Origin of the sequence: Streptomyces sp. NPDC058284 (assembly GCF_042881135.1) — a bacterium.
In the GTDB taxonomy this organism is placed as follows: Bacteria; Actinomycetota; Actinomycetes; order Streptomycetales; family Streptomycetaceae; genus Streptomyces.
In genome coordinates, this window is the sequence record NZ_JBHVYE010000058.1 from 1 (window position 1) to 19,101 (window position 19,101).

Here is a 19,101-nt window from a genome sequence, read left to right on the forward strand (position 1 = left end):
TCGCGGAGCCGTGCTGTGCCGTGCTCATGGGCCGGAACCGGTCACGGGTTGGATCCGACGATCTTCGGGATGGTGTTCGTGCCCGTGACCTTGACCGCGTAGTTGCCCTTGAACGTGGGCTTGGTGGAGGTGGTGACCACGGTGCCGCAGCCGGAGGCCGAGGTGACGGCCAGGTCGCCGCTGACGCTGGTGACTGAGAGGATGCCGGTGGAGTTGGTGTAGGTGCCGGTGGCCTTGCCCTGCACGGTGAACACGCAGGCGCCGGCGGTCACCTTCGCCTTGACGTTGCCGATGTGGCCCTTGGTCACGCCCGTCGATGCGGTGTAGTCCTGGGCGACGACGGTCCAGGGAGTGGTCGCGGTGGTCGTGACGTTGCCCAGGACGCTGGTGCACGGCGAGGTGCTGGTGCCGAAGTTGATGGCGCTGATGGTGCCCACCGTCGCCGGGTTCCCGGTGGCGCTGGCCATCGTGCCGGACGCGCTCGACGTCGTACACGTCATCGGGATGTTGGCGGTCAGGACGATGTTTCCGCTGTTGGCCGCCGAGAAGTTGGCGGGTGACGGAGTGACGGTCCAGACCGTGGAGGGCACGGCGGAGGCGGGGGCGACGGCCATGACGAAGGCGGCGCCGCCCGCGCCCGCCACGACGGATATCTTGGCCAGGGACTTCTTCATGATGCGCATGATGTGGGGACTCCCTTGTGGATTGACCGGCAGCGGCTCGGAAATCCTCGACCGCGATCCTCGACGTTACTTGCGGGAAACTTAGCCGAACAATGGCGTTGACCATGATTTTTTCGGTAAGTGGGAATCCTGTTCCCCAGGTGAGCAGTCCGCGGCCCCGCTTAGTCATCCACTGCTAAAAAGGGGATCCACTTCGGAGGGGAGCGGATAGCGCTGCCCTGGGCCAGTCGGACCTTGTTGCTCACCGAGTGACAAGAAGAAGACGAGTACTTGTCACCGCGATGACAACGACACGGGGGATGGACTCAAACCTTCGGGAAATTCGGATCCGCCTCTTGCCCCCTCAGGTTACTCGGTCGTAGCGTGCCGATCGCGGAGCTGATCTCCTGGTGGGGCCCTTGGTCGAAGAGCCGCGTGGCCCCGCCCCGTACTCCGCTCACACCGTCCACGACGTGCTCGATGTGTGCTCCGCGGTGCACGCTGCCTTCACCCGCTTTGGAGGTGATATGGGAATAGAAGTGGTGGTCGAGGGGCTGACCAAATCCTTCGGCACGCAGAAGATCTGGCAGGACGTGAGCCTCACTCTGCCTGCCGGTGAGGTGAGCGTCATGCTCGGTCCTTCCGGTACCGGAAAGACCGTGTTTCTCAAGTCGCTCATCGGGCTGCTCAAGCCGGATCGCGGCCATGTCCTCATCGACGGCGTCGACATGGTGAACAGCCATGAACGGGATATCTACGAGACGCGCAAGAAATTCGGGCTCATGTTCCAGGACGGCGCCCTTTTCGGTTCCATGTCCCTCTTCGACAACATCGCCTTTCCGTTGCGTGAGCACACCCGCAAGAAGGAGTCGGAGATCCGCCGCATCGTCATGGAGCGGATCGATGTCGTCGGGCTCCTCGGCGCCGAGGGCAAACTGCCGGGGGAGATCAGCGGCGGCATGCGCAAGCGGGCCGGGCTCGCCCGCGCGCTCGTGCTCGACCCGCAGATCATCCTCTGCGACGAACCCGACTCCGGGCTCGACCCCGTCCGTACCGCCTACCTCTCCCAGCTGCTGATCGACCTGAACGCGCAGATCGACGCCACGATGCTGATCGTCACCCACAACCTCGACATCGCCGCCACGGTCCCCGACAACATGGGCATGCTCTTCCGGCGCGAACTGGTCACCTTCGGCCCGCGCGAAGTGCTCCTCACCAGCGAGGAACCGGTCGTCGCGCAGTTCCTGTCAGGCCGCCGCGAGGGGCCGATCGGGATGTCGGAGGAGAAGGACGCCGCCACCCTCGCCGCCGAGGCCGCCGGGCCGCGGGGCGTGGGCGCCGAAGGACCGCGGGAGATCATCCCCCAACTGGAGCCGTCCCCAGGGCTCCCGCCGCGCCGCGCCGTCACCCGCCGCCGGGAGCGCGTCCTCGGCATGCTCGACCGGCTGCCACCCGCCGCCCGCACCGCCATCGAGCGCACCTACGCCGCCGCCCCCGCCGACGGCGCATCCGGCACTTCCGGTACCTCCGGCACGCTCGGCGCTCCCGGCACCACCACGACCCCGCTCCCGATGCCCGCCACCGGGAGCGGCGCATGATCACCGGCGCCCTGCGGCAGACCGGCCGGCTCTTCGCGCTCGCCGCGGAGGTGGCCCGTGCCGTCTTCCGGCGGCCTTTCCAGTTCCGGGAGTTCGTGGAGCAGTTCTGGTTCATCGCCAGTGTCACGCTGCTGCCCGCGGCCCTGGTCTCGATCCCGTTCGGCGCCGTCATCGCCCTCCAGGTCGGCTCGCTCACCCAGCAGCTCGGCGCCCAGTCCTTCACCGGCGGCGCCAGCGTGCTGGCCGTGGTGCAGCAGGCCAGCCCGCTGATCGTCGCCCTGCTGATCGCGGGCGCGGCCGGCTCCGCCATCTGCGCCGACCTCGGCTCCCGCACCATCCGCGAGGAACTGGACGCCATGGAGGTCATGGGCGTCTCACCGGTGCAACGCCTGGTGGTGCCCCGGGTCCTCGCCACCATGGGGGTCGCGGTCCTGCTCAACGGCCTGGTCTCGGTGGTCGGCATCCTCGGGGGCTACGCCTTCAACGTCTACCTCCAGGACGGCACCCCCGGCGCCTACCTCTCCAGCTTCTCCGCCCTCGCCCAGCTCTCCGACCTCTACATCAGCGAACTCAAGGCCCTGGTCTTCGGCTTCATCGCGGGCGTCGTCGCCGCCTACCGAGGTCTGAATCCGCGCGGAGGACCCAAGGGCGTCGGCGACGCCGTCAACCAGTCCGTCGTCATCACCTTCCTGCTGCTCTTCTTCGTCAACATGGTGATGACGAGCGTCTATCTCCAGATCGTTCCGCCGAAGGGAGGCTGAGGACCGTGGCCTCCCCGCTCGTCTGGCTCGACCGCTCCGGCGACCAACTCCTGTTCTACGTACGCTCCCTGCTCTGGATCCCGCGCACCCTGCGCCGCTACCTCAAAGAGGTGCAACGCCTCCTCGCCGAGGTCGCCTTCGGCACCGGCGGCCTCGGTGTCATCGGCGGCACCATCGGCGTGATGATCGCCATGACCCTGTTCACGGGGACCGTCGTGGGACTCCAGGGGTACGCGGCCCTCGACCAGATCGGCACCGCGGCCTTCACCGGGTTCGTCTCCGCGTACTTCAACACCCGTGAGATCGCCCCGCTCGTCGCCGGACTCGCCCTCTCCGCGACCGTCGGCGCGGGCTTCACGGCCCAGCTCGGCGCCATGCGCATCAACGAGGAGGTCGACGCCCTCGAAGGCATGGGCATCCGCTCCCTGCCGTACCTGGTCACCACCCGCATCATCGCCGGTGTCGTCGCCATCATCCCCCTCTACGCGATCGGGCTGCTCTCCTCCTTCCTGGCCTCCCGCTACGTCACGGTCCTCTTCAACGGCCAGTCCCGGGGAACGTACGACCACTACTTCAATCTCTTCCTCTCACCCACGGACGTGCTGCTCTCCGTCCTGAAGGTGCTGATCTTCAGCGTGATGGTGATCGTCGCCCACTGCTACTACGGCTACCGCGCCTCCGGCGGCCCGGCCGGAGTCGGCGTCGCCGTCGGCCGGTCGGTGCGCAACGCCATCGTGCTGATCAGCGTCACCGACTTCTTCCTGTCACTGGCGCTGTGGGGCGCCACCACGACCGTGAAGGTGGCGGGCTGACATGGGCGGTGCGCGAGGCGCGACGGCGCGCCGACGGTTCGCCGGAGTGGTCTTCCTGGTGGTCCCCGCCCTCCTCGTGTGGCTCGCGGTCGCCGTCTACGACAAGCAGTTCACCGACTCCGACCCGGTGGTCGTGGAGACCGGGAGCGTGGGCAACGAGATGCACCGGGGCGCCGAGGTGAAGCTGCGCGGCGTCGTCGTCGGCGAGGTCCGCGAGATCGACGCCACCGACGACGGCGCCCGGCTCACCCTCGCCATGCGCCCCGGAACCCTTCCCCGCATACCGGCCGACGTGCGCGCCCAGATGCTGCCGACCACCCTGTTCGGCGAACGCTTCGTCGCCCTCGTGCCGCCGGCGGGGTCCTCCGCGCGGCCGCTGGCCGCCGGCGCCGTGATCCCGCAGGACCGCTCCGCGAACGCCGTCGAACTCCAGCAGGTCCTGGACAACGTGCTGCCCACGCTCACCGCCGTCCAGCCGCAGAAGCTCTCCGCCACGCTCTCCGCCGTCTCCAGGGCCCTGGAGGGGCGCGGCGACCGGCTGGGCGAAACGCTCACCCTCCTCGACTCCCACCTGCGGAAGTTCAACCCCCAACTGCCCACGCTCAACCGCGACCTGAAAGAGCTCGTGAAGGTCAGCCATGTATACGCCGATGCCGCCCCCGACATCCTCACGGCTCTCACCGACTTCACCACGACCACCGGCACCCTGGCCGAGAAGGAGAGCGAGCTGGCAGGCACCCTCGGCGCCACCACCAGGACGGCCGATGACATGACCGCCTTCCTGCGGCAGAACCAGGACAACATCATCCGGCTCGCCGCCTCGTCGAGGCCCACCCTGCGACTGCTCGCCGAGTACTCCCCGGCCTTCCCCTGCACCCTGCGCACCCTGGCCGACTTCGTCCCGGCCATGGACAAGGCCCTGGGCAAGGGCACGGGCCGGCCGGGCCTGCGCGTCGACGTCAGCACCACCCCCTCCCGCGGCGCCTACCGCCCCGGCCGCGACACCCCCTCGTACGGCGCGGGCGGCGGCCCCCGCTGCTACCCCGTGCCCTACCTCGGCGTCACCGCGAAACCGGCCGTGCGGGCCTCCGCCGCGGCCGACCAGGACCTCGGCCCCGCCAACTCCCCGCAGGAGAACGACCTCGTCAACGAACTCCTCGCACCCGCCACCGGCAAGGCCCCCGCCGCCCTGCCCGAGTGGAGCAGCCTCCTCGCGGGCCCGGCACTGCGCGGCACGGAGGTGACCCTGCGATGACAGCCCGGCGCACCGCCCACACCCGGCGCCGCCCGCTGACAGGCCCGGTCCTCAAGTCCCTCGCCTTCGTGGTCGTCACCGCACTGGCCACGGCAGTCCTCGGGCTGAGCGTCTCCGGCACCGGCGTCGGCGACGACAGCCTCTCCTACAAGGCGCTGTTCACCGACGCCACCGGAGTCATCGACGGCGACAGCGTCCGGATCTCCGGCGTCGAGGTCGGCGAGGTCACCGACGTCCGCGTCGTCGACCGGCGCACCGCCCAGGTGACGTTCACCGTCCGCGACGACCGCACCCTGCCCACGTCGACCACCGCCGCCGTGAAGTACCTCAACATGGTCGGACAGCGCTACATCGCCCTGGACCGGGGCAGCGGCGCCCTCACCGGCACCCTCGACGCGGGCGACACGATCCCGCTCGACCGGACCACACCCGCGCTCGACCTGACCCTGCTCTTCAACGGCTTCAAGCCGCTCTTCGAGGGCCTCTCCCCGAAGGACGTCAACGAACTCGCGGGCTCCATCGTGCAGATCCTCCAGGGCGAGGGCGGCACCGTCGACAGCCTCATCCGGCACATCGGCTCCGTCAGTACGACGGTCGCGGCCAAGGACAAGGTGATCGGCCAGGTGGTGAAGAACCTCAACACGGTCCTGACCACCGTCAACGAACGCGAGGCCGGCTTCGACGACCTGGTGGACACCCTCCAGAAACTCGTCACCGGCTTCAACGCGGACCGCAAACCCCTGGGCAAGGCCGCCGAGGCCATGGGCGACCTGACCACCGTGACCGCCGACCTCCTCGAAGACGGACGCGCGCCCCTGAAAAAGGACATCCGCGAACTGGGCCGCCTCTCGGGCAACCTCGGCGACGCCACCCCGCAGATCGAGTCATTCCTGGACCGGACCCCCGCCAAGCTGACCGCCCTGGGCCGCCTCTCGTCCTACGGCTCCTGGTTCAACCTCTACCTCTGCGAGGCCCGCGTGGACGGAGTGACCACCTCCACCGGTGCGAAGCCACCGACCGGCATCGCGGTCACCGAAGCGAGGTGCCGCGCATGACCCTGCTGCTGCGGCCCGAGCGCCGCGAGAACCCCGCCCCGGCTCCCGCGCCGCGCCGCTCCCGCCCGCCGCGCCTGAAGCCGGTCAAGGAGCGCAACCCGATCACGGTGGCACTCGTCGGCCTGCTCCTCCTTGCGCTGCTCTCCGTCTTCGCCTACAACGCCGACCGGCTGTCCCTCACCGGCGGCGGCACCACCTACAGCGCCGATTTCACGGAGGCGGCGGGCCTTGACGAGGGCGACGAGGTGCGTGTCGCAGGCGTCAAGGTCGGCGAGGTCACCGGCGTGGCCCTGGACGGCGACCGGGTGAAGGTCACCTTCGACGTGGAGAAGGCCTGGATCGGCGACCGGACCACCGCGGCCATCGCCATCAAGACCCTGCTCGGCGACAAGTACCTGGCCCTCGACCCGCTCGGCACCGCGGAGCAGGACGCGGGCAAGCGCATCCCGCGGACCCGGACCACCTCCCCGTACGACGTCACGCAGGCGTTCCAGGACCTCGGCTCCACCGTCGACGCCATCGACACCGAGCAGCTCGCCAAGAGCTTCGAGACGATCTCGAAGACCTTCGAGAACTCTCCGAGGCACGTCCGCAAGGCGGCCACCGGACTCTCCGACCTGTCCCGTTCCGTTTCCAAGCGCGACCGCGAACTCTCCGAACTCCTCAAGGGCAGTGCCAAGTTCACCAAGACGCTGAAGGACAAGAAGTCCAGCTTCGAGACCCTCATCGAGGACGCCGGGCCGCTGCTCGGCGAACTGGAGGACCGGCGCAAAGCCATCACCGCCCTGCTCAAGGGCAGCCGCGACCTCGGCACCGAACTGACCGGCCTGGTGGACGACAACGAGAAGCAGCTCGGCCCCACACTGAAGGCGCTCGGCCGCGTCACCACCGTCCTGGCGAAGAACAGCGGACAGCTGGACCGGACGCTCGCCCTGGTCGGCCCCTACTACCGGCTCGTAGGCAACACCCTCGGCAACGGCCACTGGTTCGACAGCTACCTGTGCGGGGTGGTGCCCCGCGACTACCTGCCCGCCGGGTCGCGGCCCAAGACATCGTGCATGCCGCCGAAGCAGTCGGCGGCGACCCGGGGGAGTGGTGAGTGATGAGCAGGCGCAGGAAACTCCTCGCGGCCGCGATCGCTCTCGTGGTGGTCGCCGCCGGACTCGTCACGGTCCGCGTCCTGGACTCCACCGGCACCCGCGTCACCGCCTACTTCGACCGCGCCGTCGGCATCTACGCCGGTTCCGACCTGCGCATCCTCGGCGTCCGGGTCGGCGAGGTGAAGTCGGTCCGTCCCCAAGGCACGCGCGTACGGGTCGAGTTGGCGCTTGACGACGGTGTACGCGTGCCGAAGTCGGCGCGCGCCCTGGTGATCGCGCCCAGCGTCGTCGCCGACCGCTACGTCCAGCTCACCCCGGCCTACCGCTCCGGACCCGCCCTCGACGACGGCGCCGTACTCCCCGCCTCCCGCAACCGCACCCCCGTGGAGATCGACCAGCTCTACGCCTCGCTCACCGACCTCAGCAAGGCGCTCGGACCGGGCGGCGCGAACTCCGCGGGCGCCCTGTCCGAACTGCTGAAGACCGGCGCCGCCAACCTCGACGGCAACGGCAAGGACATCGGCAGGAGCATCGAGGAGTTCGGCAAGGCCACCAAGACCCTCGACGGTTCCAGCGACGACCTGTTCGCCACCCTCCGCAGCCTGCAGACCTTCACCACCATGCTGAAGGACAAGGACACCGACGTACGCACGGCGCAGGAGCGGCTCGACACCGTCGTCGGCTACTTCGCCGACAACAAGGACAACCTCGCGGGCGCCCTGAAGGAACTCGGCACCGCGCTCGGCCGGGTGAAGACCTTCATCAAGGACAACCGGGGCGAGCTCAACAAGAACGTCGAACGGCTCGTCCCGATCACCAAGACCCTGGTCCGCCAGCGCGCCTCACTGGCCGAGGCCCTGGACGTGGCGCCGCTCGCCGCGGACAACCTCGTCGGCGCCTACGACAGCGGCACCGGAAGGATCGACGGCCGCGCCAACCTCAACGAGATCAGCATGGGCGGCCCCCTGCTGCCCCTGCCGGCGACCGGCGGCACCACGCCCGCGCCCGCGCCGTCACCCTCGTCCCGGGCCTCGGGGGAGGGCGAGCGATGAAGCGTGTCGTACGACGCCGGAAGACGGTGTCGCAGCCGCTGGACATCGCGGGCGCGGACCAGGTGGAGACCGCCGAGGCGGAGCGCGTCGAGGCGGACCCCGCGGACGTCCCGCGCGGCACGGCACGACGGCGGATACTCACCACCGGAGCCGCCACCGGCGCCGGGCTCGGCGGACTCCTCGCCCTCGGGCTCGGCTTCGCGCTGGCCCTCGGCGCGTTCTCCGTCACCGCCCCCCGCTTCGACGGCATCGAGGACCTGCCCCTGCCGGGCGGCGCCGACCTCGGCTCCCACCCCTACACCGTCACCGCCGAACTCGCCGACGCCCTCAGCCTGGTGCCGCACGCCGCGGTCAAGGTCAACGACGTCGCCGTCGGCCGGGTCAGCTCCATCCGCCTGGACGGCGACGCGTGGTCGGCCCGCGTCACCATGGAGATCAACGGCGACGTCCGGCTGCCCCGCGACGCCGGGGCCCGCCTGGAGCAGTCCAGCCTGCTCGGCGAGAAGTACGTCAGTCTCGTCGCGCCGGCCAGGTCGCGCGCCGGGGGCAGGCTCGGCGACGGCGGTGTCATCCCGCTCGCCCGTACCAGCCACAACACCGAGGTCGAGGAGGTGTTCGGCGCGCTGTCCCTGCTGCTCAACGGCGGCGGCGTCAACCAGCTCAAGACCATCACGCGGGAACTCGACAAGGCCCTCGGCGGACGCGAGCCCCAGGTCCGCTCCACGCTGAGACGGGTCGAGGAACTCGTGGCGAACCTCGACGACCACCGCGGCGACATCACGGATGCCCTCGACGGCGTCAACCGCCTCTCCACGACCCTCGCAGGACGCAAGGACGACGTACGCACCGTCCTGACCAACCTCTCGCCCGGCCTGAAGACCCTGCACGAACAGCGCGGCTCCCTGCTGACCATGCTGCGCTCCCTGGACAGGCTGTCGGGGGTCGCCGTCTCCACCGTCAAATCGAGCAAGGACGACATGGTCGCCGACCTCAAGGCCATCGCCCCCACCCTCAAAACCCTCGCCGACGCGGGGGGCGACCTGCCCGACTCCCTCCAGGTCCTGCTCACCTATCCGTTCACCGACGAGGTGCTCAACGGGGTCAAGGGCGACTACCTCAACGTCTACCTGCACATGACGGCCGCCCCCGGCACCCAGGTGATCCCGCCCCTCGTGCCGCGGAGCACACCCTCACCCACCGCCACACCCACTCCCACGCCGCAGAGCGGCCGCGGCGCCGCACCGGAGAAGCCACCCGGCGCCGGGGCCGCGACCTCCCCCTCGGCGCCGCTGCCCCTGCCCTCCGTACCGACACCGTCCTCCGCACCCACACCCACCGGGAACCCCCGGGACGGAGGCGCACAGGGATGATCACCCTCGCCGTACGCCTGAAGAACCTCGCCTTCCTCGTCATCGCCGTCCTCGTCCTCGGCTTCCTCGGCATCCGTTACGCGGACCTCGGCCGGTACGTCGGCGTCGCCGACTACTACACCGTGAAGGTCGAACTCGCCCGCGCCGGAGGGTTGTTCACCCACTCCGACGTCACCTACCGGGGCGTGTCGGTGGGCCGGGTCGGGCCCATCGAGCTCACCGCGGACGGAGTGGTCGCCCAGCTGCGCATCAAGAAGTCCGCCCCCCGCATCCCCTCCGACACCCGGGCCGTGGTCGCCGGGCTCTCCGCCGTCGGCGAGCAGTACATCGACCTGCGGCCCGAGAGCGACACCGGCCCCCACCTCGCCGACGGCGCCCGGATCGAACAGCCCGAGACCGAGGTGCCCGCGCCCGTCACCGACGTGCTCACCAGCGTGAACGACCTCGTCCGTTCCGTGCCGCTGAAGGACTTGCGGACCGTCGTCGACGAGTTCGGCAAGACCTTCGAGGGGCACGGCGACGACCTCCAGGTGCTGCTGGACAACGGCAGCGCCTTCGTCGAGGCCGCCGACCGCAATCTGCCCTCGACGACCCGCCTCCTCACCGACGGCGAGACCGTGCTGCGCACCCAGGCCGACGAGGCGGAGGCCATCCGCGGCTTCGCCGACGGCGCCACGGAACTCGCCCGCACCCTCAAAGGTTCCGACGCCGACCTGCGCCGCCTCCTCACCGTCACACCGGACGCCGCCACGCAGGTCAGCGGAGTGCTTCGGGACCTCGACCCCAGCCTGGGCGTGGTCCTCGCCAATCTGCTCACCACCTCCGAGGTCGCCGTCACCCGGCAGCGCGGCATCGAGGAACTCCTCGTGAAGTACCCGGCGGCCGTCTCGGCCGGCGCCACCGCCGTCGACGGAGGAACGATGAAGCTCGGCCTGGCCGTCACCTTCTTCAAGCCCCTGCCCTGCACCGACGGTTACGGCGGCACCCGGTACCGCACCGGCCTTGACCTCGGGACCGCCCCCTCTCTCAACACCGCCGCCTCCTGCACGGCACCGGCCGCGAGCGGGGTCGACGTACGAGGATCCGCGCACGCCCCCCGGGGCGGCGCGGTACGCGATCCGGTGAAGCCGGGCTCCCTGCCTTCGGGCAGCACGGGCGGTACGCACCGCAGGGGCGGTACCGCGTCGGCGCCCGGCGCGCTGGCCCTGCCGGGCACGGGCGGGAGCGGGGCGGCCGGGTTGCCGGGGCTGCTCGGCGCGGGCCCGGAGGCGGGCCGATGAGGCGGGCGCGGATCCTCACCGGGGCCGGGCTGGCGCTGGCGCTCGCGTTCTGCGGCACCGGGGCGTGGACGTACGCACAGGCACGGGGCGACGACTCCCTCTCGTACGGCCGTGAACGCGACGAGGCGCTGACCGACGGGCGCGATCGGCTCGCCGTCCTCAACACCCTCGACGCCTCGTCCCGGCAGCGGGCGCGGGGCGGCATCCAGGAGTGGCGGGCCGCCTCGACCGGCCCGCTGCGCGAGGAACTGGGCGACACCGCGCCCAGGAAGGGCGCTTCGGCACGGGGCACGGTCACCGAGGCCGCGCTCACCGCCCTCGACACCCACGCGGGCACAGCCAAGATCATCGCCACCGTACGGGTGGAGGTCACGCCCGCCGGAACGAAGAAGCCGACCACGGACCGCAAGCGCCTGGAGGCGGTCCTGGCCCGCACGGGCGAGGGCGAGTGGAAGGTCAAGGCACTGAGCGCGGTACCGCTCGCGCGGGCGGCGGAGGAGGACGAGAGCCGATGACACGGCTGCTGCATATCGGAGGACGCTTCAGGGACTCCACCGGCCCGGCTGACAGGAGCGGGAACGGGGACGGCGCGAGGGCGGCAACCGGCACCGAGCCGGGTGTGGAGGACCAGCAGCCCGTCACCGAAGCGGAGCCCGTCACCGAAGCGAAGTCCGAGCCCGAAGCGGAGCCCGATCCCGAGCCCGGACCTGAGCCCGAGCCCGGACCTGAGCCCGAGCCCGGACCTGAGCCCGAGCCCGAACTCCGCCAAGTGGCCCCGAACGAGGAGCCATTGGAGGCCCGAGACGCTCGGCGGACGCGTGGACTCGTCAGGCGACTCGTCCCTCCGGTGTGCGCCGCCCTGCTCGTCCTCGTCGGCTCCGGCTTCTTCTACGGCGCCCATCAGGAGAGGTCAGCCGAGTCCGCGGACAATCACGCACTGACCGACGCGGAGGCGACCACCCGTGTCGCCGGTGACGTCGGCAACGCCCTCGCCCACGTCTTCTCGTACACGCCGGACGGCCTGGAGACCACCGAGCGTGCGGCGCGGTCCGTCCTCGCGGGGCGCGCGGAACGCCAGTACACGGAGCTGATGGGCCGGATCCGCAAGGACCTCGCCGCGCAGCGCGTGACCCTGAGCACCCAGGCCGTACGCACCGGAGTGATCGAACTCGACGCCCACAGCGCACGGTTGCTGGTTTTCCTCGACCAGATCTCGCACCGCGGAAAGGCCGGCACCACCTCCGCGGCGGCCCAGCTCACGGTGACCGCGCGACGGGAGGACGACCGGTGGCAAATCGTCGACATCAGGACGCGCTGATGGGGCGTGGGGAGAGAGGAACACGGATGGGACGCGGGACGGCGAGCGGACCTGCGCGGCTCCGTGCGTTGCCGGTCACGGCCCTCGCCCTCGCCTTCGCCCTGATCGCGGGCGGCTTCGCCGCGTGGGCGGGTCGGGGCTGGTACGACGCGGCCCACGACGACACCGCGGGCTACGCCGAGCAGCGCGACGCGGCCCTCGCGGCCGGGGAGCAGGCCGTCCAGAACCTCAACACCCTGGACCACCGCGGCCTGGACCGCGGCCTGGACCTCTGGGAGTCCTCCACCACCGGTGAGCTGCACAAGCAACTGGCGTCCGGACGGGACAAGTTCGCCACGCAGGTGAAGGCCGCCAAGACCGTGACCACGGCCAAGGTGCTCTCGGGCGCGCTCACCGAACTCGACGACCGGGCGGGCCGGGCGCGGGTCCTTGTCGCCCTGCGGGTGACGGTGAAGGCACCCGGCAACCCGAGCACGGACAAGGACAGCCGCATGCTCGGCGAACTGACCCGCACCGACGGCGACTGGAAGCTCAGCGCCCTGGGCCAGGCCCCGGTCGGTGGCACGTCGGCCGGCTGACCGGCCACGAGAGAGGACGAGACCCGATGCCGACGACCCGCCACCACCTGAACAACCTGCGCCGCCGCCAGGCCCGCGAGGCACTCCGCCCCCCGGCCGGAACCGACGCCCCCGGGGCTCGCGGGACCTCGCGTACCTCGGTTGCCACCGACCCCGTCAAGGACCACGGGGAACCGCGTGACCAGCCACAGCCCACCCGCACCCAGCAGCCGACACGCAGCACGACGACGACCCTCCGAAAGACCGCACCCGCGCCCAAACCCTCCAGCGACACGGACCGACCGCACAAGACAACCCGGACAGCCGCCAAGGCGGCCCCGCGCCCACCCGCCCCCCGCCGCACACTCGTGGCCCTCTGCCTGCTGACCCTCGTCCTCGCCGGATTCACCGGCTGGGCGCATGCCCGCGCCGAGGCCCTCCGCGATACCCCGGCCGCACGCAACACCGCCCTCTCCGACACCGCCCGCACCAGCGAGATCAAGGGCCAGTCGACCAAGGCCGTCGCCGCGCTCTTCTCGTACGACCACGCCGACCCCCGTGCCCTCGACAAGGCGGCGAAGGAATGGCTGACGGGGCGCGCCGTCGCCCAGCACAGGGACCTGCTCGGCGACCTCCGCACGCGCGCCGACAAGCAGAAGGCGGTGATCACCACCACGGTCACCGACAGCGCGGTCGAACGCATCGACGGCGACCGGGCCCGCGTACTGGTCTACGCCGACCAGAGCAGTGTCAGTACGGCCGGGGACAAGAAGGCCGGGGACGACGGCACCTACGCGGGGGCGATGTTCGCCGTCGACGTCGAGCGGCACGACGGCCGTTGGCGCGTCTCGCGCATCGACACCTTCAGCCGCTGATGCCCGGGCACGGGTGCGACAGGGCCCCCGGCGGGCTCGAAGCCGCCGGGGGCCCTGTCGACGCGACGATGTCAGAAGCCGTACGTGTACGGGGACATCGTGCCCTCAAGCATCATCCGCTAGGCGAGACCGATGCATCCGGCGATTCCGCCGAAGATCAGCGGAAAGCCCCAGGCGACGACCGTCGTCACTGATTCGGCGCCGCGTTCCCGGACCGCGGTCCGGCCGGCCAGGTGGGCGAGCACCGCGGTGGAGAAGCCGAACAGGACGGCGTACAGGAAGAGGTCTCCCAGCACCACGCCCTCCGACGAACGGCGCGCGATGACCGTGGCGATGGTGAACGCCGCGGCGAACACCAGGGCGCCCTGGCCCACTTGGGTCACGGAGATCGACCGGTCGGCCCCCTTTCCGGCCGTGCGTCGCCAGTCCCGGATGATCAGACCGAGGGCGGCAAGGGTGGCAGCGGCGGCCACCACAAAGCCTGCCTCCAGCAACAACCTCATGGTGCGCCTCTCTTACTTGCAGTACTTGATGATGGTGTCGGCGCCCGTGACCTCGCCGACGGCGGCGATGATCGCCTTGTAGCGGTCCTGGGCGTTCTTGGCCGCCTTCAGCCGGGCGATGACCTTGGCCACGCCGCCGGCCTTGGCGATCTTGCTGGCGATGAGCAGGTTGCCGGCGATGGTCCCGGTGATGGCGGCCGTGCACTTGGTCCAGCCCCACCAGCCGCTCGGGTCGGCCACGACCGGGAAGGCGGTGTTCTCGTCCGCCTTCACGGTTTGGACCAGGGTGTCGCCGTCGAGCCGGTACGCCGTGTCGACCTTGTCGCCATGGGCGTCCTTGGCCCAGGGCGCCGCGATGCCGCCCTCGGCCGCCCCGTCGGCGCCGACGAAGCTGACGCTGCCGTCGTCCTGCAGCTTCGGCTCGGTGCCCTCGGGAAGGTGCAGCGGGAAGCGGTACTCGGTGGGGGCGTCGGCGTCCTTGAGCGTGACGGTCGCGCGAAAGCCCTTCTCGGTGGCCTGGACGGCGGTGTTCGCGGACGCGTCACCGGCGCCGTACACCACCGTGCCGCCAGGCGTCGCGACGCCCTGTGCCGCTCCGGCGCTCGGCAGGCCCAGCCTCAGCGTCGCCCCGTCGGACGAGATGAGCGACACCCCGCGGTGCGCCTGCTTCGGGATGGCCACCACGCCGCCGGACACCGTGGCCAGCGCGGCGTTCTCCGCATCCGACGGAGCGTTCTTGACCACGTCGGCGGTGCCGGTGGCCTTCTCGACCACGGCGGCGGCCTCGATCGCCGTGTCGAACGACTTCCCCTCGTGTGCCTGGACGGCCGACGCGGAGGGCCCCGTGATGCCGACGGCGAGGGCCGCGCAGGCGGTGACGGCAGCGATGCGTATGGACTTGTGATTCACGTACAATTCCCCACTTGCGGAACGATGCGGGCGCGCTGCGCAGTTGATGGCCTAGGAACCATGCGCGGTGTGCCCGCATCCCGGCTGGTCTGTCCGGGATGTAAAGACTTTCTATGGACTAGGCCAATTTTTGCAAGATCACTAGCTCGTTTGTGATCTACGTAACCTTGCGAAGCCAGGCAGAGGGCCTCAGGGTCATGGGTTTTCAAGGCGTAGGGCCCTTCCTGGCTGTGGCCAACGTGGCTCCCCACTCTCCGTGCCCGCGGATACACATTCACGCTGCCCCGCCCCGCCCCGCCCTGCCGCGCACCGGCACGGGCACCCGAATCGCGGTCGCCGTACGAACGTTTCCGGCCAGCCTCGAGACGCTGCTTCCCCGCACTCCCTCACACTGTTAGTCTCGCCCCTAACACTGTTAGAGACGAACTGTCGGAGACGATGCGAACAGGACGGTGCGCGATGGCGGAGGGTTCCCCCGCCCGGACTGGCCCGAGCCCCTACCGGACGCTCCCGGCGCTGTGTGTGCCGCTGGCCCTGACGATGCTGCAGAGCACGGTGCTCAGCACCGCCCTGCCGGACATCCAGGACGACCTCAACGGCGGCATCCAGGACATCCAATGGGTCATCAGCGGGTACTCGCTGGCGTTCGCCGCGCTGATGCTCACCGGCGGCGCCGTCGGTGACCGCTTCGGGCGCAAGCGGACCTTCCTGACCGGGCTGGGCATCTTCCTCGCGGGCTCGGTGTTCTCCGCGCTCGCCGGGTCGGTGTGGGTCCTGGTGTCGGCCCAGGCGGTGCTCGGGGTGGGGGCCGCGCTGCTCATGCCCAACACGCTCTCGATCATCCGGCACGTCTTCACCGACAGCGCGGAGCGCGGCACGGCCATCGGCATCTGGGCCGCCGTCGCGGGCGCCGCCGTGGCCTTCGGGCCCGTCGTCGGCGGGCCGCTGGTGGAGAACTTCGGCTGGTCGGGCATCTTCTGGATGTACGTGCCCATCGCGGTCCTCGGCTTCGTCCTCGCGGTGCCCGCGGTCCCCGAGTCCGCCAACCCCGAACGGCGCCTCGACCTGGCCGGGCTGCTCCTCTCCATCGCCGCCATGTCGGCGATCGTGTACGCCACGATCGAGGGCGGTTCGCGCGGCTGGGGCGACGGCCTCGTGGTCGGCGCCTACGCCGCGGGCGGTGCGCTGCTCGTGGCGTTCCTCGTGACGGAGCGCCTGGTGCGGGAGCCGATGCTCGACCTGTCGTTCTTCCGCGACCGGGTCTTCACCGGTTCCGTACTGGCCGGATTCGTCCTGTACTTCGGGCTGTTCGCGATCACGTACTTCCTGATGCTCTGGCTGCAGACCGTCCTCGGCTGGTCCGCGGTCGGCGCCGGGCTCGCGATCCTGCCGGGCATGCTCCTCGCGATGGTCTCCGCGCCGCTCGCGGGCTGGATGACGACGCGGGTGGGCGGCGCGGTCCCGCTCGGGCTCGGCATCCTCTTCGCGTCCGCGACGATGTTCGGCGCCTCCCTGTACGGGGCCGGGGCCCGCTACTCGGAGTACTGGTGGGTGATCCTGCTCGTCGGCCTCGGTATCGGCCTCACCCTCACACCGATCTCGACCCTCGTGATGATGCGGGTGCCCGCGGCCCGCTCCGGCATGGCGTCCGGCGCGAGCAACGCCACGCGCCAGCTCGGCAGCGTCTTCGGCGTGGCCGTGCTCGGCACGCTGCTCACCACCCGCATGACGGACAGCGTCCGCGACCGGCTGATCGACGCGCACGTGCCGGGACCGGCCCGCGCCGAGGTGCTGCGCGCCGTCGAGGCGGGCGGCGCGCACAGTACCGGTTCTGGCGGCAGCGAGCGGATCACCCGGATCGTCAACGCGGGCTTCGTGGACGGTCTTCACCTGGCCGAACGGGTCGGCGGTGCCCTGCTGTTGGCGACCGCGATCGCCGCGTACTTCCTGGTGCGCGGGCGGGACCGGGAGGACATCGACGCCGCCGCCGACACCCCGGCCACCACTGACACCGCCGCGGCCGGCGACGGTGCCGCCGGTGCTCCCGACGGCGACGGGCCCGGTGCCACCTCGGCGCCCGGCGTCCCCGCCGACAACCGCACCACCTGAGACAGCCGGGCGGGTCCCACCGTCATCCCCCGCTGGTCGGACCCGCTCGGCGCTGTTCACTCCGCCCGGACATCCCTCTCCGTACGGCCCTGTACGTTTGCCCGTACGGGCAATCACCCCACCGTTACGGGCAGTTCGCGGACACCGCGCATCATCAGGTTGTCGCGCCAGCGCAGTTCGCCGGGCCCGACCGCGAGCCGGATGCCGGGGTAGCGGTCGAACAGGCGCGCCACCCCCACCCGCCCCTCCATCCGGCCGACGGCCGCGCCCATGCAGTGGTGGATGCCGTGGCTGAACGCCAGGTGCTGCTGCGCCGTCGCGCGGCCACTGTCGAAGCGGTCCGGGTCGGGGAATCTGCTCGGGTCGCGGCCGGTCGCGCCGAGCAGGACGAGCACCGGCTCGCCGGCCCGCAGCCGCCTCCCGCCGAGTTCGGTGTCGCGGACCGGGAAGCGCCAGGTGGGGATCTTGACCGGGCCCTCGACGCGCAGCACCTCCTCGATCAGCGGGTCGATCAGCTCCGGGTCCTTGTCGAGCGCGGCGCGCTCGCCGGGGTGGCTCAGCAGCCGTAGCGTCGCGTTGGTGATGAGGTAGGCGCTGGACTCGTGGCCCGCGAAGAACAACTGGTAGACGAGGGAGATCAGTTCGTAGTCGTCCAGCTGTTCCTCGCCGTGGGCGTCGACCAGCGCACTGACCAGGTCGTCGGCGGGTTCCTTGCGCCGGGCGGCGAGCAGTGGGACGAAGTACCCGGCCATCGCGTCGGCCGCCTCGTCGAAGGAGGCGTCGTCCTGGAGCTCGGCGCGGACCAGGAGCCGGCCCCATTCCTCGAACCGCGGCCGGTCCGCGGGCGGGATGCCGATGAGCTCGCAGATCACGTCGACGGCGAGCGGCAGGGCGTAGTCGGCGAGCACGTCGAACCCGGTCCGGTCCGCGAGCCCGTCGAGCAGCGTGTCAGCGAAAACGCCGACGGGTTCGCGCAGTTGGAGCATCCGCCGCGCCGTGAGGGCGCGCGACATGAGACGCCGCATCCGTGTGTGGTCGGGCGGGTCGACGCTGAGCAGATGGCGGCCGAGCAGCGCGGTCTTCTCCTCGGCGCGGCCGGCCGCGATGGCCTCGCGCACCGACGCGTCGGTCCGCGCGGGATCCACGCTGAACAGCGGATCGGCCAGGACGGCCTTCGCCTGCTCGTACCCGGTGACCAGCCAGGGGTTCAGACCGGGTCGCAGGTGTACGCGGCTGAGTGTTTCCGTCGCGTGGAGGCGGGCGTAGCCGGGTCCCGGGTCGGCCATGAATGCGGGGTCGAGGAGATCTACCAGAGGTACCTCATCGCTGGTCATGAGCTTGTTGGTAACAGCAGGCGGGGCGGGCCCGCAATAATGTCAGAGAATTCGGTCATTAAAGATTTCACCAAACGGAATATGTGCTCACCAGTTGTGGGCTCGGGCATTCCTCGGGGAACTCTTGCTTGCCTGGACAAACACTGTTAGGTTGCGTGGCTGCGAGGCTGGAAGATAGTTCTTGCCGGGCTCGCCCTGGGGCTTTCCGGGGAAAGTGCCCGAAGGGCCCCGTGTGCAACATGGACGGATTCACTCTTCGTATCCGAACGAGAGGACAGTCATGAAGTTGCAGTCCGAGAAGGTCACCGAACACCGCAACAGCACGCCGCAGGCCGCTCTCGAGCCCTTCGGCGCAGGTCGCGACGAGGCCGTTCTGGTGCCTGGCGCGTGTTCCTGCTGCTGTGGAGCGGTCGTCCGCAAGTAACGGATGACGCCGGCGTGGGGGGGGGGGGGGGCGGGGGGCGCCCCCCGCCCGCCCCCCCCCCGCCGCCCCAGCCGCCACCACCCCCCACCCGCACCCCCAACAAAAAAAGAACAGAAACAAGAGAAAG

At 70.6% G+C, this 19,101-nt stretch carries 18 protein-coding genes; 14 read left to right on the plus strand and 4 right to left on the minus strand.

What is annotated here, in order from left to right; translation table 11 throughout:
- Positions 1-41: 41 nt before the first annotated feature.
- Complete coding sequence (locus ACFVYR_RS37605) at positions 42-674, minus strand: hypothetical protein (protein WP_384263399.1); 633 nt, start codon at positions 672-674, stop codon at positions 42-44.
- Between the two features lie 515 nt (positions 675-1,189).
- Here ACFVYR_RS37605 and ACFVYR_RS37610 point away from each other — a divergent pair.
- Genes ACFVYR_RS37610 through ACFVYR_RS37670 form a run of 13 tightly spaced genes read left to right on the plus strand, consistent with a single transcriptional unit; the run spans position 1,190 to position 13,695 of the window.
- The gene (locus ACFVYR_RS37610) at positions 1,190-2,260 is read left to right on the plus strand and encodes an ABC transporter ATP-binding protein (RefSeq protein ID WP_384263360.1); all 1,071 of its coding nucleotides are present in this window, start codon (positions 1,190-1,192) and stop codon (positions 2,258-2,260) included.
- Positions 2,257-3,021 carry an MlaE family ABC transporter permease gene (locus tag ACFVYR_RS37615; protein ID WP_384263361.1) on the plus strand — a complete coding sequence of 255 codons (765 nt, stop codon included), beginning with the start codon at positions 2,257-2,259 and terminating at the stop codon, positions 3,019-3,021. Before ACFVYR_RS37610 ends, ACFVYR_RS37615 begins: the two co-directional genes overlap by 4 nt.
- 5 nt (positions 3,022-3,026) lie before the next feature.
- Positions 3,027-3,833 (plus strand): MlaE family ABC transporter permease, encoded by an 807-nt coding sequence (locus tag ACFVYR_RS37620; RefSeq protein WP_384263363.1) that lies wholly within the window; start codon positions 3,027-3,029, stop codon positions 3,831-3,833.
- Between the two features lies 1 nt (position 3,834).
- Positions 3,835-5,088 carry an MCE family protein gene (locus ACFVYR_RS37625; protein WP_384263366.1) on the plus strand — a complete coding sequence of 418 codons (1,254 nt, stop codon included), beginning with the start codon at positions 3,835-3,837 and terminating at the stop codon, positions 5,086-5,088.
- A complete protein-coding gene (locus tag ACFVYR_RS37630; protein WP_384263368.1) occupies positions 5,085-6,143 on the plus strand; it encodes an MCE family protein in 1,059 nt (352 codons plus the stop codon). Before ACFVYR_RS37625 ends, ACFVYR_RS37630 begins: the two co-directional genes overlap by 4 nt.
- Positions 6,140-7,246, plus strand: coding sequence for an MCE family protein (locus ACFVYR_RS37635; RefSeq protein ID WP_384263371.1), 1,107 nt, complete (start codon positions 6,140-6,142; stop codon positions 7,244-7,246). The genes ACFVYR_RS37630 and ACFVYR_RS37635 overlap by 4 nt, the downstream gene beginning before the upstream one ends.
- Entirely contained in the window at positions 7,246-8,295 is a 1,050-nt protein-coding gene (locus ACFVYR_RS37640) for an MCE family protein (RefSeq protein ID WP_384263373.1), read from the plus strand. Before ACFVYR_RS37635 ends, ACFVYR_RS37640 begins: the two co-directional genes overlap by 1 nt.
- Positions 8,292-9,665, plus strand: coding sequence for an MCE family protein (locus ACFVYR_RS37645; protein ID WP_384263376.1), 1,374 nt, complete (start codon positions 8,292-8,294; stop codon positions 9,663-9,665). Before ACFVYR_RS37640 ends, ACFVYR_RS37645 begins: the two co-directional genes overlap by 4 nt.
- Positions 9,662-10,945, plus strand: a complete 1,284-nt coding sequence (locus ACFVYR_RS37650) for an MCE family protein (RefSeq protein ID WP_384263378.1) — start codon at positions 9,662-9,664, stop codon at positions 10,943-10,945. The genes ACFVYR_RS37645 and ACFVYR_RS37650 overlap by 4 nt, the downstream gene beginning before the upstream one ends.
- Positions 10,942-11,460 carry a hypothetical protein gene (locus tag ACFVYR_RS37655; protein ID WP_384263380.1) on the plus strand — a complete coding sequence of 173 codons (519 nt, stop codon included), beginning with the start codon at positions 10,942-10,944 and terminating at the stop codon, positions 11,458-11,460. Before ACFVYR_RS37650 ends, ACFVYR_RS37655 begins: the two co-directional genes overlap by 4 nt.
- Entirely contained in the window at positions 11,457-12,263 is an 807-nt protein-coding gene (locus tag ACFVYR_RS37660; RefSeq protein ID WP_384263382.1) for a hypothetical protein, read from the plus strand. Before ACFVYR_RS37655 ends, ACFVYR_RS37660 begins: the two co-directional genes overlap by 4 nt.
- Before the next feature lie 26 nt (positions 12,264-12,289).
- Positions 12,290-12,841 carry a hypothetical protein gene (locus tag ACFVYR_RS37665; RefSeq protein ID WP_384263385.1) on the plus strand — a complete coding sequence of 184 codons (552 nt, stop codon included), beginning with the start codon at positions 12,290-12,292 and terminating at the stop codon, positions 12,839-12,841.
- A gap of 26 nt (positions 12,842-12,867) precedes the next feature.
- Positions 12,868-13,695 carry a hypothetical protein gene (locus ACFVYR_RS37670; protein ID WP_384263387.1) on the plus strand — a complete coding sequence of 276 codons (828 nt, stop codon included), beginning with the start codon at positions 12,868-12,870 and terminating at the stop codon, positions 13,693-13,695.
- A 119-nt stretch (positions 13,696-13,814) separates the two neighbouring features.
- Here ACFVYR_RS37670 and ACFVYR_RS37675 read toward each other — a convergent pair whose 3' ends face one another.
- Together ACFVYR_RS37675 and ACFVYR_RS37680 are read right to left on the minus strand one after the other, a co-directional pair.
- Complete coding sequence (locus tag ACFVYR_RS37675; RefSeq protein WP_384263390.1) at positions 13,815-14,198, minus strand: hypothetical protein; 384 nt, start codon at positions 14,196-14,198, stop codon at positions 13,815-13,817.
- A 12-nt stretch (positions 14,199-14,210) separates the two neighbouring features.
- The gene (locus tag ACFVYR_RS37680) at positions 14,211-15,107 is read right to left on the minus strand and encodes a hypothetical protein (protein ID WP_384263392.1); all 897 of its coding nucleotides are present in this window, start codon (positions 15,105-15,107) and stop codon (positions 14,211-14,213) included.
- A gap of 459 nt (positions 15,108-15,566) precedes the next feature.
- Here ACFVYR_RS37680 and ACFVYR_RS37685 point away from each other — a divergent pair, with 459 nt between their 5' ends.
- Entirely contained in the window at positions 15,567-17,216 is a 1,650-nt protein-coding gene (locus tag ACFVYR_RS37685; protein ID WP_384263394.1) for an MFS transporter, read from the plus strand.
- 113 nt (positions 17,217-17,329) lie between these two features.
- On the opposite strand, the gene ACFVYR_RS37690 is transcribed toward ACFVYR_RS37685, so the two are convergent.
- Positions 17,330-18,550: a cytochrome P450 gene (locus tag ACFVYR_RS37690; protein WP_384263397.1), complete on the minus strand. Its 1,221-nt coding sequence runs from the start codon at positions 18,548-18,550 to the stop codon at positions 17,330-17,332.
- Positions 18,551-19,101 lie beyond the last annotated feature (551 nt).